The sequence below is a fragment of the Streptomyces sp. NPDC006261 genome (genome assembly GCF_040613515.1).
Classification (GTDB): domain Bacteria; phylum Actinomycetota; class Actinomycetes; order Streptomycetales; family Streptomycetaceae; genus Streptomyces.
Genome location: NZ_JBEXSI010000043.1, coordinates 26,264 through 38,443, shown reverse-complemented (window position 1 = coordinate 38,443; position 12,180 = coordinate 26,264). Strand labels below are relative to the sequence as shown.

12 protein-coding genes are annotated in these 12,180 nt (G+C 72.6%); 3 read left to right on the top strand and 9 right to left on the bottom strand.

Annotation, left to right across the window (positions count from 1 at the left end; genetic code table 11):
- Positions 1–94: 94 nt before the first annotated feature.
- From ABZ154_RS25360 to ABZ154_RS25335, 6 genes are all read right to left on the bottom strand, one after another.
- Positions 95–427, bottom strand: a complete 333-nt coding sequence (locus tag ABZ154_RS25360) for a hypothetical protein (RefSeq protein ID WP_356836234.1) — start codon at positions 425–427, stop codon at positions 95–97.
- A gap of 174 nt (positions 428–601) precedes the next feature.
- Entirely contained in the window at positions 602–889 is a 288-nt protein-coding gene (locus ABZ154_RS25355; protein ID WP_356836232.1) for a hypothetical protein, read from the bottom strand.
- 191 nt (positions 890–1,080) lie between these two features.
- Positions 1,081–1,521, bottom strand: coding sequence for a pentapeptide repeat-containing protein (locus tag ABZ154_RS25350; RefSeq protein WP_356836230.1), 441 nt, complete (start codon positions 1,519–1,521; stop codon positions 1,081–1,083).
- Positions 1,522–1,914: 393 nt separating this feature from the next.
- Positions 1,915–3,381: an SPFH domain-containing protein gene (locus tag ABZ154_RS25345; protein ID WP_356836228.1), complete on the bottom strand. Its 1,467-nt coding sequence runs from the start codon at positions 3,379–3,381 to the stop codon at positions 1,915–1,917.
- Positions 3,382–3,532: 151 nt separating this feature from the next.
- Positions 3,533–4,042 (bottom strand): hypothetical protein, encoded by a 510-nt coding sequence (locus ABZ154_RS25340; protein ID WP_356836226.1) that lies wholly within the window; start codon positions 4,040–4,042, stop codon positions 3,533–3,535.
- A gap of 104 nt (positions 4,043–4,146) precedes the next feature.
- Positions 4,147–4,638, bottom strand: a complete 492-nt coding sequence (locus ABZ154_RS25335) for a peroxiredoxin (RefSeq protein ID WP_356836224.1) — start codon at positions 4,636–4,638, stop codon at positions 4,147–4,149.
- Positions 4,639–4,804: 166 nt separating this feature from the next.
- On the opposite strand from ABZ154_RS25335, the gene ABZ154_RS25330 reads away from it, so the two are divergent.
- Both ABZ154_RS25330 and ABZ154_RS25325 read left to right on the top strand, forming a co-directional pair.
- Complete coding sequence (locus ABZ154_RS25330) at positions 4,805–5,539, top strand: alpha/beta hydrolase (RefSeq protein WP_356836222.1); 735 nt, start codon at positions 4,805–4,807, stop codon at positions 5,537–5,539.
- Positions 5,540–5,667: 128 nt separating this feature from the next.
- A complete protein-coding gene (locus ABZ154_RS25325) occupies positions 5,668–7,368 on the top strand; it encodes a SpoIIE family protein phosphatase (RefSeq protein WP_356836276.1) in 1,701 nt (566 codons plus the stop codon).
- A gap of 87 nt (positions 7,369–7,455) precedes the next feature.
- Here the strand turns inward: ABZ154_RS25325 and ABZ154_RS25320 are convergent, their stop codons facing one another.
- Together ABZ154_RS25320 and ABZ154_RS25315 are read right to left on the bottom strand one after the other, a co-directional pair.
- Entirely contained in the window at positions 7,456–7,704 is a 249-nt protein-coding gene (locus ABZ154_RS25320) for a hypothetical protein (protein ID WP_356836220.1), read from the bottom strand.
- 107 nt (positions 7,705–7,811) lie between these two features.
- Positions 7,812–9,182, bottom strand: a complete 1,371-nt coding sequence (locus ABZ154_RS25315) for a hypothetical protein (protein ID WP_356836274.1) — start codon at positions 9,180–9,182, stop codon at positions 7,812–7,814.
- Positions 9,183–9,481: 299 nt separating this feature from the next.
- Between ABZ154_RS25315 and ABZ154_RS25310 the strand changes: the two genes are divergently transcribed.
- A complete protein-coding gene (locus tag ABZ154_RS25310) occupies positions 9,482–10,771 on the top strand; it encodes a molybdopterin-dependent oxidoreductase (RefSeq protein WP_356836218.1) in 1,290 nt (429 codons plus the stop codon).
- A gap of 388 nt (positions 10,772–11,159) precedes the next feature.
- Here the strand turns inward: ABZ154_RS25310 and ABZ154_RS25305 are convergent, their stop codons facing one another.
- Positions 11,160–12,176, bottom strand: a complete 1,017-nt coding sequence (locus ABZ154_RS25305; protein ID WP_356836272.1) for a class I SAM-dependent methyltransferase — start codon at positions 12,174–12,176, stop codon at positions 11,160–11,162.
- Between the last annotated feature and the right edge of the window lie 4 nt (positions 12,177–12,180).

The window sequence follows — 12,180 nt, the reverse complement described above, 5'->3', positions numbered from 1 at the left end:
TCTGAACACACGACAGGAGGGGCAGGCACACACCGGTGCCTGCCCCTCCTGCTCCTGCTGGGAGTGCTGCTGCATGGGACCTGCTGCATGGGACCTACTGCGCGTCGGGCGCAGCGGCGGCCGGCTCCCCGACACTGCTCTCGTCGAACGAGAGGTCAAGGGCACACTCCGCCGGAATCTCCTCGGCGGGGACCGCGCACTCCGAGGGGCCCACCGCACTGTGCCCGTCCAAGGTGGGCACGCCCGCCCGTTTCCCCGTCTCGACGCGACCCGCCATGCCTTCCACCGGCGCGGACTTCACCGGGGCAGCGGGACCGGCGGGGCGCTGGGGAGTCCCTGCGGCATCCGAGGAGGACGAGCAGGCCGCCGCACCCGTCATGGCGAATAAGACGAGGGCGGCAGAGGCCGCGACCGTACGAAAGCGCATGAGGATCCCCCTACGCGGACGCTGAAGCGTCCGAATGGTCAGTTGGCCTACGGTGCCACAGCACGCGGCACGGAAGGCGCGGAAACTGTGAAGAAGCGGAGCCGGTGGGCGCTTTGCCGATCAGGGCAAGCGGGATCTGGGATTGTCGCCGTCCGCTGTCGAGTCCGACTGGACTCAGCCGAGACCGCGATGGGCGGCCCACAACGCCCCGGCACGGCTGGCAGCATGAGAGACCAGGGCCGCCAGCTCGGGTCTGTCGGGGACGGGGAACGAGACGTATGCGCCCCGACCACCACCGACCGGTCTGCCATAGGCCTTCACGGCTAGGTGACCGTCCGGGAGAAGCCGGACGTTCAGTGTGGTCAGCGTGAACTCTTCACCGCGTCGGGTGTCCGTCCAGCGGAGCGCCTGCGGTACCACGACATTGATCGCCAGAGCGCTTACTTCCAGGTCGCTGCTCATGGACGGATGATCTCACGCGAGTCGCCGCAGGCGGCTGCCACCGGCTCACACAGCAGCTGGTCTTCTCCGGCTCGGTACGTGCTCCGGCCCGGTGGGCAGTTGGGGGGTGAACGGGTGCAGAGCGGCGTCGGCGTCCAGGAGGAGTCGGGGTTCTGTTCCGGGTGCGACAGCGCAAGGAGATCGGCCGTGCGTCAGGGCTGCTCGCTCCGCACCGGCCCCGGCGGCCAGCCGATGACCGCGTCCGCCTGGACGTTGCGCAGTGACGTTCCCTCGAAGCGGGCACCCGTGATGTCCGTGGGGCCCAGGCGGGGGATGCCTGTGTTGACGCTGCTCAGTCGAGCGCCCGTCAGGTCGGTGTCGCGTAGGTCGGCGTCACGGAGGTTGCAGCCGGCCAGGACTGCGCCGCGTAGTGAGGCTCCGCGTAGATCGGCGCCGGTGAAGTCGCAGAACTTGAACCAGCAGCCCTCCAGAGTCGCGTGACGCAGGTCAGCCCCTGCGAACGTGCAGCGGACGAAGCGCAGTTGGTTCGTGCTGATCGACGCCAGGTTCTGGTGGGTGAAGTCCTCGCCGCTTACGGCCGCGTAGCGGTGGAGCTCGGACAGGCGTTGGCGCGCGGTCAGTGGCGGGGTCATGGAGGCCAGCGTCTCAGCCGGGGTAGGGGGCGGCGTCGAGATTTCGTCACATTGGCCATTCGACAGGCGACCCCTGTCTGGGGTGACCAGGCGCCCCTGGACGGGGACTTGAGGCCGTCTCGGGTCGGTCCGGGGCGCGACGCCCGCTCACCTGCTGTACGGCGATCGTCCCATCACGCTCTGTGTGTGCGTGTTGCCTGCACATGGGGTGGCCCCCGGCGGTGTGACAGCACGCCTCGCCGCTGCTGCCGCAGCCGGGGGCGTGACCGACCAGTAGGCACCGGGGCTCAGTTGGCCGATTTCTGTCTCGTGGGGTGACAGGGAGGACGCGCCTGTGCCCGGCGACGTACATCTCGTCGCCGGGCACAGGCAGGGAGCTGATGCGCGTGTGCGTCAGTCCGTGATCTCGATCTGGTCCTTGCTCTTGTCCTTGTCCTGGGTGCTCTTCTCCGGTGTGGAGGAGGACGTGTCGGACTGCGAAGACGGGCCGCCCGTGCGGTCCTTGAGGTTCTGGAGCAGCGAGGCCATGTCCACGCCCGTCGTGGAGGTGAGCAGCTCCATGCCCTGGGCGACGTTGTCGGTGACCGTACGGGCCAGCTGGCTGGCGCCGTCCGTCGAGATGACCGTCAGCTTGTCGATCGCGCTCAGCGGCTCGGAAGCCTTCGCGACGACCTCCGGGAGGACCCCGACCAGCATCTGGAGGACGGCGGCGTCGCCGTACTGCGCGAACGCGTCGGCCTTCTTCTGCATGGCCTCAGCCTCGGCCGCACCCTTCGCGGCGATCGACGCGGCTTCCGCCTCACCCTCGATGCGCACCGCGTCGGCCAGTGCCGAACGGTGGAGCTTCTCACCCTGACCGGTCAGGCGCGAGCGCTCCGCGTCCGCCTCGGCCTCCTTGACCTGGGCGATGCGGCGGGCCTCCGCCTCCTGCTCGGCCTGGTAGCGGGCGGCGTCGGCGGGCTTACGGACCTTGGTGTCCAGCTCGCGGTCGGTCAGCGCGGCCTGGCGCTCGGCGACCTTCTCCTGCTCCTGGAGGACTTCCTGCTGGCGCGCCGCCTCGGCGAGCGGACCGGCGGCGTTGGCCTTGGCGGCCGCGGCTTCGGTCTCGGCCTTGATCTCGGCCTGCTTCAGGTAATAGGTCCGCTCGGCGATGGCGATCTCTTCGGCCGCCTTCAGCCGGGCCTGCTCCGAGGCGCGCTTGGCGATCGCCTCGGCGATGTCCGCCTCCTGCTTGGCGCGGGCGGCCTCCGGACGGCCGAGGTCCTCCAGGTAGGAGCCCTCGGTGGTGATGTCCTGGATCTGGAAGGCGTCCAGGATCAGGCCCTGGCCGGAGAGGCTGGTCTCGGCCTCCTCGGCGACCTGCCCGGCGAACGCGGCCCGGTCGCGGATGATGTCCTCGACCGACATGCGGCCGACGATCGCGCGGAGCGCTCCGGAGAGCACTTCCTGGGTGAAGCCGACGATGCCGTCCTGCTGCTGGAGGAAGCGCTGGGCGGCGGCGCGGATGGCTTCCTCGCCACCCCCGACCTTGACGATCGCGACGCCTTCGAGGTTCGACTTCACGCCGCGCAGGGTGACCGCGCCGCGGACGGCGATCGGGATGTGCCGGCTGGAGAGGTCCAGCGTGAACTTCTGCTGGACGAACGGCACGACGAAGACGCCGCCACCGACGACGACCTTCTGGCCGCTGTTGTCGACGCTGGTGAGGCCGGTGACCGGATCGGTCGACTTCTTGCCGCGGCGGCCGGTGATGATGAAGGCCTCGCTGGGCCCGGCGACCTTGTACCGCGTGATGACGACCAGGCCGAGCAGGACGAGGAGTACGACGATGCCGATGACGGCGAGAGCTACTGGACTCATGAAAGGTGTCCCCCCTGCCTCCCGGGTGGGGGACGGCAGATTGTTGTGGTGCCAGGTGCTGGTGGGGTGTCGGTGGGCGGGCGGGTGAGTAAGTGAATGGATGAGGTGGTGTTCACGGGAGAGGTGGTGGGAGCCGCACCGGTTCGCGTGGTCAGCGCTCTACCGGGCGGACGGCGACCGACGTGGTCGACAGCTCCGCCTCCACCCAGATCTCGGTGCCCCGGACGACCGGCGCGGGGGACTTGGCCGCGTACTTGACGGGCTGCCCCGCCAGTCGCAGCATCACCTCGCCGTAGCCGTCGGCCGGTATGGCCGTCACGACCGTTCCGGACGTGCCGACGAGGTCGCCGCCGCGTGGCGTGGAGGAGGTCTGGTCCGCCATCAGGGCCTTGCTGAACTTCCAGGTCAGCCAGCCCGCGACGACACCGGCCGCGACGCCGACGAGGGTGGCCACGAACGGTCCCGCACTCGTGGTGCCGAGCACGATCGCTCCGCCGAAACCGAGCATCGAGACGAAGCCGGCGATCACCGGGAGCGAGAGCAGGCCGTCGAAGAGCCCGTCGAGCACGCCGTCGAGCATCCCTTCGAGGACGCCGCCGAAGATGAGGGAAAGGGCCAGCAGGACGATTCCCGCAATGCCGAGACCGAGAAAGAAGGTCACGTGATCACTCCCTGTTTTTCGGCTTCCCCCGAGATATTTCCGTCGAACTGGCTGGATGATCCCATAGGTGGGCGGTTCGGGACACTGCCGGAACCCGGCAATCTTTACGGGCTTTTGATGCCGGACAACTGATCGGCAAGGGTGGAAAGTGACTGGAAGGTGGCACCCAGCAGTGCGACGTGCTTCCAGCGTAGGACGCCGTCCGGGCCGATGAGGAAGACCGCCCGCCGTACGCCGATGCCGGGGGCGGCGACCCCGTACGCCCGGGCGGTCTCCCGGCCCTCGTCCGCCAGCAGCGGCATGCGGAGGCCGTGGGTGCGGGCGAACGACTCGTGGCTGTCCACACCCTGTGGGCTGATCCCCCAGACCTCCGCTCCGAGCCCCTCGAAGGTCTCCATGCCCGAGGAGTACGAGCAGAGCTGCTTCGTGCAGACGCTGGTGTTGTCGCCGGGGTAGAAGGCCAGCACCAGGGCCCGGCCGCGGGCGGCGGAGAGTGCGTAGTCGCCGCGTTCGAAGGTGTCCCCGGGCACGGACAGGACACCGCCGGGGAGCGTGAAGTCGGGTGCCGGGCTGCCGAGGGGAGGTCCTGCCGCCATGAGGGCTCCTTCATATGGGTTCGTGGTACGTACATGGACGCGGCCGTGCCCGTACAGTGAACGGCACTTTCCGCCCGTTGACACGTTCGGCCCATCCGGAACGGGGCCCGCACCGAATACGGAGGGAGCGGGGGACCCGTCCCCGCACCCGGATCTGGAGGTACGCGTGGACCGACGACCGCCGTCCGCTGCGGTTCTCGTCCTGCACGGGGGCCACGAGAACGGGACGGAGCCGCCGCCCCCCGGCCTCCTGAACCTCCCCGGCGTCCGCATGCGCCCCTTCGTCCGCGCCCTGCGCCGGGCCACCCGCGCGCCCCAGGACGGTACGGAGATCCTCGTACGGCAGGTGCGCTACACCCACCGGGGGTGGAACGGCACCCGCGCGGACGCCCTCCGCGACGCCCTGGCCGCGCTGGATGCCCTCCGCGAGGAGGCCGGGGACGTGCCGGTGGTTCTCCTCGGCCACTCCATGGGAGCCCGGGCCGCCCTGCTCGCCGCCGGGCACCCCCTCGTACGCGGAGTCGTCGGCCTCGCCCCCTGGTGCCCGCCGGGCGACCCGGTGACCCAGCTCGCCGGGCGCGACATCGTCCTGGTGCACAGCAGCCGGGACCGGATCACCAGCCCCCAGGCCACCCAGTCCCTGACCACCCGGGCCCGCCGGGCCGGTGCCCGTACCTGCATGGTCACCGTCCGGGGCGGCGACCACGCGATGATCCGCCGCGCCCCGGCCTGGCACCGGCTCACCACCGGCCTGGTCACCGGGTTGCTGGGTACCGGAAGTCTGCCGGGGCCCGTCACCGCCGCCCTCGGTCTGCCGCCGACCGCCGAACCCACCGAGGGCACCCTCGATCTCGACCGGCTGCGCGCCGAACGGGGATCCGGACTCCTGCCGAGCTCCTGACGCGGCCGGCGTTGCTCCGGGGGTGGCGCTGGGGATGCGGCGCCGGAGGCCGCCGCCCACGATGGAGGTCCGGAGGCCGATCCACGGCGGAGGAGGACCCCTTGCAGGCCGAAGCGTGCGGCGACGGGATGCCGTCGTCCTTCGACCCCCCGACCGTGGCCGCGCTGCTCGACGGGAACCCCGCCGGAGTGGCCGTACTCGACACGAACCTCCGCTACACCTACGTCAACCCGGCGCTCGAACGGCTCAACGGCCTCCCCGCCGGGTCCCACCTGGGCCACACCTTCTCCGAAGTGCTGCCCGAACTCCGCGGCCAGGCCGCCGTCCTGCGTGGCGTCCTGCGCGACGGCGAACCCCGCGAGCAGACCATCAGCGGGCGGACCTGGGCCGCGTCCTCCGACGACCCCCGGTTCTGGCGCGCCACCTACCACCGGCTGGAGACGGGCGGGTCCGTGTGCGGGCTGATGGTGATCGTCGTAGAGATCAGCGACATCGCCCGCCAGCGGGCGGAGCTCGCGGAGGCCCGCGGCCATGTGGCCCTGCTCTCCACGGCCGCCGTCCGGATCGGCACCACGCTCGACATGGACACCACCTGCCGGGAGCTCGCCGACTTCGTCGTGCCCGCCTTCGCCGACGTGGCGACCGTCGACATCTTCCCGCCCGAGGTGGGCCACCCCGTACGCCGACCCGAGCCCGGTGCCCTGAGGCTGCGGCGGGCCGGGCTGCGCGGCCAGGGACCGCTCGACGAGCAGGTGCAGCGGTTCGGACACCCGGGGGAGTACGTCGACTTCGCGGCGGACTCCGCGGTGACCCGCTGCCTGGCCGAGAACGAGCCGGTCCTCGACGACTGGGAGGACCACCGCAGCGGCCGATCCGCCTCCACCTCGGAGTGGGTCACCGCCTCCCAGGCCTTCGGCCTGCGCGAGGCACTCGTCGTGCCGCTCACCGCCCGGGGCCGTCCGCTCGGCACGCTCAGCCTCGTCCGGGCCGAGGGCTCGCCCTCCTTCACCGACCAGGACGTGGTCGTCGCCCGGGAACTCGCCGGCCGGGCCGCCATCGACCTCGACCACGCCCGCCGCTACGACCGCGAGCACAGCATCGCCCTGGAGCTCCAGGGCTCCCTGCTCTCCGAGCCCCGCGGTCCCCACCCGCACGTGGAGATCGCCACCCGGTACCTGCCGGCCGAGCGGGGCGTCCTGGTGGGCGGCGACTGGTTCGACGTCGTACCGCTCAGGGACGGCCGCCACCTCAAGGCGATGGGCGACGTGATGGGCCACGGTGTGGAGGCGGCCGTGGCGATGAGCCACTACCGCTCGCTGCTGCGGCTGCTGGCCGGCGACGACCTGCCGCCGCACCAGATCCTGGAGCAGCTGGACGAGATGGTCGAGCGGTCGGGGCTGGACCGGGCGGCGACCTGCCTGCTCGCCGTCGTGGACCGGTTCGGCGGGGTGTGCGAGGTGGCCAGCGCGGGCCATCTGCCCCCGGTGTTCATCGACCCGGGGGCGGCCGGGGCGCGCATCGTGCCGGTGGACTCCGGACCGCCGCTGGGCACCGGTTTCGGCGGCTACCGGACCACCGCCGTGCCGTGCGGTCCGGGGACGGTGCTGTTCATGTACACCGACGGCCTGGTGGAGCGCCGGGGCGAGGACATCGATGTGTCGGTGGGGCGGCTGGCCTCGCTGACCCTGCCGCGCACCGGGACGCTGGAGGACCTGCTGGACCGGGTGGTGGACCGGTTCGGTGCGGACGCGGAGGACGACATCGCGGTGCTGGCCTCCCGCATCCGGGAAAGGCCGCCGGTGCTGCGGAGGCCCGGCGGACCTTCGTAGGAGGACCCGCCCCTCCCGGCACCGTCGCGGTTCAGCGATCGGCCGTTACGCCGATGAGGTGATGCCTGTCGGGGTGATCGTCGAGCCTCACGCCGGTTCCGGGTTCTCCCGGCGCCGGCCGCGCAGCTGCCGCAGGATCAGGGCGGCCGAGGTGATCAGCGGCAGCATCCCCGCCACCGCGTCGGCGGTGTTCAGCTTGTCGTGCGAGCCCCTGGCCCGGCGCACCTGCTTGGACGCCCTGACGACGGCGAGCGCGCTGCTGCCCAGGCTCAGTGCGAGCCCCGCCTTGCTGCCGCGCAGGCCCTTGGCGGGCGCGGAGCGGTTCTTCTTGGCCATCGGAGGTACCTCCACGTGGTTCGGTGCGCGGTGTTCCGGACTCGCCCGTTCCACGTAACCGGGTCCGCCCCGCCCCCGCAAACGGACCCGCCTCCGCGACCGGCCGTTCACCATCCGGTCCAGAGCAGGTGGTTGATCAGCAACGCCGGGACCACCGACGCGACCAGCCAGTACCGTGCGGTCCGGGCGGGCAGCAGGGCGGCTGCGGGGAGCAGCCACAGCAGGAACGGCTGCCAGATGCGCTCGGTCTCCGCCTTGCTCATCCCGGAGAGGTCGGCGGCCAGCAGCGCGACCAGCGCCGCCAGGACGAGCAGCGCCAGCCGCTGGGCGGGGCCCGCGGTGCCGGTGCGGAGCGCCCGTACGGCCCCAGGGGCGTACGACGCGCTCCGGCGCACTCCGGCGACCGCCGCCAGGCCCGCCGCGAGGACGGCGCAGGCGAGGTTGGCCCAGATCCAGTACGCGTACGGGCGCACGCCCCCCGCGCCCTGGTAGTAGCGCTCCACCAGCAGGTGGTACGCGGTCCACCAGTTGAAGCCGGCCAGCGTGAAGGCGACCGGGACCACCAGCGCGCCCAGCAGGAACGGGACCACCGGGCGGGCCGTCCGGGCGAGCACCAGGACCGCGAGCAGGACGGCCGCCATCAGCCCCAGCCCGTAACTCAGGTAGCAGGTCCACCCGAACAGCAGGCCCCCGCCCACCGCCGCCGCGGCCGGGTAGCGGACCCGGCGCGTCGCCGCCAGCGCGAGCAGCGCCACCGACCAGGCGGCGACGGCGGTGAAGTACCCGTCGGCGGAGACGCCCGCCCAGACGGCCGCCGGGGCGAGGACGAGGAAGGGCGCCGCGCGCCGGGCCAGGTGCTCGTCGGCCAGGACACGCACGGTGATCAGGGCGGCCAGCACCGCCGAACTCCCCACGACGACGCACCAGACGGCGGCCCACGCGCCGCCGCCGAGCCCGATCCGGTCCAGCCAGACGAAGGTCAGGGTCGCGCCCGGCGGGTGACCGGCGACGTGGGCGGGCCAGTTGCCGGGCTCGCCGATCACGATGTGGTTCGTGAAGTCGCGAAGGGTGGCGGGGATGTCCTCGAAGCGGTCGATGACCCGCAGGTACTCGTGCTTGGTGGTGAGGCGCCGCTCGATACCCCGGTACCAGCCGTCGATCAGTGCCATCGAGAAGACCCAGGCCGTCGACCCGGCCCAGGCCGCCGCGAGGAGCCCACGCCACGGCAGCCGGGCGGCGAGCGGGGGGCCGTACACGATCACGAGCACGGCCATGGTCAACGCGGCGGGGGTGCCGGGGCCGAGGTGGGGGTCCCAGGAGGCCAGGAGGGGCGGCCACCGGACCTGGAGGGTGCCGGTGCGGTTCTGGACGGCGTGGCCGACGAGGATCGCGGCGGTGACGAGCAGGACTCCGGCGGCGGCGGCGATCAGGTCGCGTCGGTGGGCGGGGCGGCGGTCGGCGCTCCCGGGGTCGGTCAACCGCGGGTCCGGGGCGTCCGGGGGGCCCGGCCTCGTACCCTCGGCGGCCGTCGTACGGGGGGTGTGTTCGGTCTTCACGCTGGCACGCTATGCACGTCGGGGCGCGTTCCGGCGGTACGGCGGGGCCGCGTCACCGAACCGTCAGATCTGGCGAGCGTGCGGCGCGCATACGGGCCGGCCGCAGGACGGGAACGCGGGTTCGGTGCAGGCCGCCATCCGGGTCCAGCGGACACGACGTCAGAGTTTCGTCAGGAGTCGTAGCCGCCTTCACACGGCGTCATCGGCCTAGCGTCGGGGCCATGCCCGAACGCCGCCGGCTCCCCACCCGCCTCACCGACCGTCTCCCCGCCCGCCTCACCGACCTCCGTACGCCGGCCGATCCCGGCTTCTGGCGCAGCCCGGTGCGCGGGGCGCGCTTCACCGCCGTGCTCGGCGTCGTCCTGCTGGCCGGGCTCACCCTGCTGTTCGTCACCGGCCTGCTCTCGTACGCCGCGTACAACCCGGACCTGGACCCGGTCAACGACAAGACCCCGGGCAAGGGGTGGCTCGGCTTCTACCTGTTCGCCTGGCCGACCGGCCCGCACTGGCTCTACCGGCTGACCCAGGGGCTGCACGTCACGGTCGGCATCGTGCTCGTACCCGTGCTGCTGGCGAAGCTCTGGTCGGTGGTCCCTCGGCTGTTCGCGCTGCCACCCGCCCGGTCGGTGGGGCACGCGCTGGAGCGGCTCTCGCTGCTGCTCCTCGTGGGCGGGGCGCTGTTCGAGTTCCTCACCGGGCTGCTCAACATCCAGCTGGACTACCTCTTCCCGGGATCCTTCTACACCCTGCACTTCTACGGGGCGTGGGTCTTCCTCGCCGGGTTCGTCGCCCATGTGGCACTGAAGTTGCCGCAGGCCCTACGGGTGTTGCGGAGCGGTGGCATTCCGCGCGGCGGACCGGACACCCTCGCCGCCCCGGATCCGCTGCCCGCCACCCTCTCGCGGCGCGGTGCCTTCGCCCTTGTGGGGGCCGGGTCCCTGCTCCTGCTGGTCACCTCGGCCGGGCGCAGCTTCGACGGTCCGCTGCGCCGCGTCGCGCTGCTCACTCCGCGCGGCGGTACGGAACAGGGGCCGGGCCCGAACGCCTTCCAGGTCAACAAGACGGCCGCCGCCGTCCGGATCATCCCCGCCGACACGGGCGAGCGCTGGCGGCTGACGGTACGGGGGCCGGCCGGCGAACTCCGCTTCTCCCGGGCCGAGCTGCTGGCGATGGAGCAGCACAGCGCGGCGCTCCCGATCGCCTGCGTGGAGGGCTGGTCCACCTCGGACCAGCTCTGGCGCGGGGTGCGGCTGTCGGACCTGGCGGCGCTCGCCGGGTACCCCGACCGGCCCCCGGCGGTGTTCGTGGAGTCGTTGCAGCGCAGCGGCTCGTTCCGCAGGGCCGCGCTCCGCGACAACCAGGTCCGCGACGGGCGTTCGCTGCTGGCGCTGGAGGTCAACGGCGCCCCGCTGTCGCCCGACCACGGCTACCCGGCCAGGATCATCGTGCCCGCCGCGCCCGGGGTGCTGAACACCAAGTGGGTCGAGACCCTGACGTTCGGAGAGCTGTGATGTCCACGCCGACCGCGCCCCGCCGCCCGCGCCTCTCCGTACGCCTCTTCGTACGCCGGTGGTACGGCGAGGGTCCGCTGCACCTGCTCCTGCTCGCGGCCACCTTCTGCCTGGCCGGATACGCGGGCGTACGCCTCCTGGACGGCGACACCCTCGGCGTCCTGCTCTGGTTCGCCGGATCGGCGCTGCTGCACGATCTGGTGCTGCTCCCGGTGTACGCGGGGGCCGACCGGGCCCTGCGCGCGGCGCTGGGGCCGCGGCGGGGCCTGGTCAACTTCGTCCGCGTACCGGTGTTCCTCTCCGGGCTGCTCCTGCTGATCTGGTTCCCGCTGATCACGCGGCGGACCGAGCGGCGGTACGTGGCCGCCTCCGGCACCTCCCCGGACCTCTACCTGTCCAACTGGCTGCTCATCACCGGCGCGCTGTTCGCACTCTCCGCGCTCTGGCTGCTGGTCCGCTCGCTCCGCTCCCGTACGAACCGGGGGCGGGGGCGGCGCAGCGAGACGAAGGCCCTGCCCTCCGCGCTCCACTGATCGGCCGGACGCCAGCCGCACGCGCCGGCGTACCGCAGCAGCGCCGGCGTGCCGATCCGCGCCCAGGGGAACGGCCGGTCCGCCGGGCCGGGCGCCGCCTTCTCCGCCGGTGCGCGCAGGCCGTCGTCCAGGCGGACCTGGACGCGTTCGTCGATGTCGAGCGGTGAGGTCTCCGCGATGAGCAGCCCGCCGGTGGAGAGGAGGTCGGTCGCCCGGTCCAGCAGGGCGGCCGGGTCGCCACCGATGCCGATGTTGCCGTCGACGAGGAGCACGGTGCCCCAACGGCCCTCCCCCGGCAGCGGATCGAAGACGCTGCGGAGCAGGGCGGAGCCGCCGATGCGCCGGGTGCGGGCGACGGCCGCCTCGCTGACGTCGATACCGAGGGCCCGGTGGCCCAGCGCGATCAGCTCCGCGACCAGCCGCCCGGGACCGCAGCCGATGTCCAGCACCGGGCCCTCGCACCGGTGCAGGGCGGAGAGGTCGGCGGCGCCCGCGTCGGAGCACCAGCGCTCGACCTCCAGGGGCAGCAGCCAGCCGTCGCTGCGGCGGAGGAAGAGCGGGCCGCGGCCCTTGCGCAGGGCGTTGGCGTACGGGTCGGTGCCCCAGGGGGCCGTACGGGCTTCGGCGCCGCGGGGTTCGGTGGGTGCGGGGGCTGTGGGAGCTGTGGGGGCCGCGGCGGTGCTCGTGGGGGTTGCGGGTGACGTGGTGGACCGGGTGGCCGTGGTGGGCCGGGTGACCGCGCTGGGTCCGGTGGGCGCGGTGGGGCGGGTGGCCGTGGTGGGCCGGTCGGCCTCAAGGGCGTCGGCGGTCTCCCTGGTCTTCTGCGCGGCGGTCCCGGACGACGACGTCCCGGACGACGACGGCGGCAGCATCGTG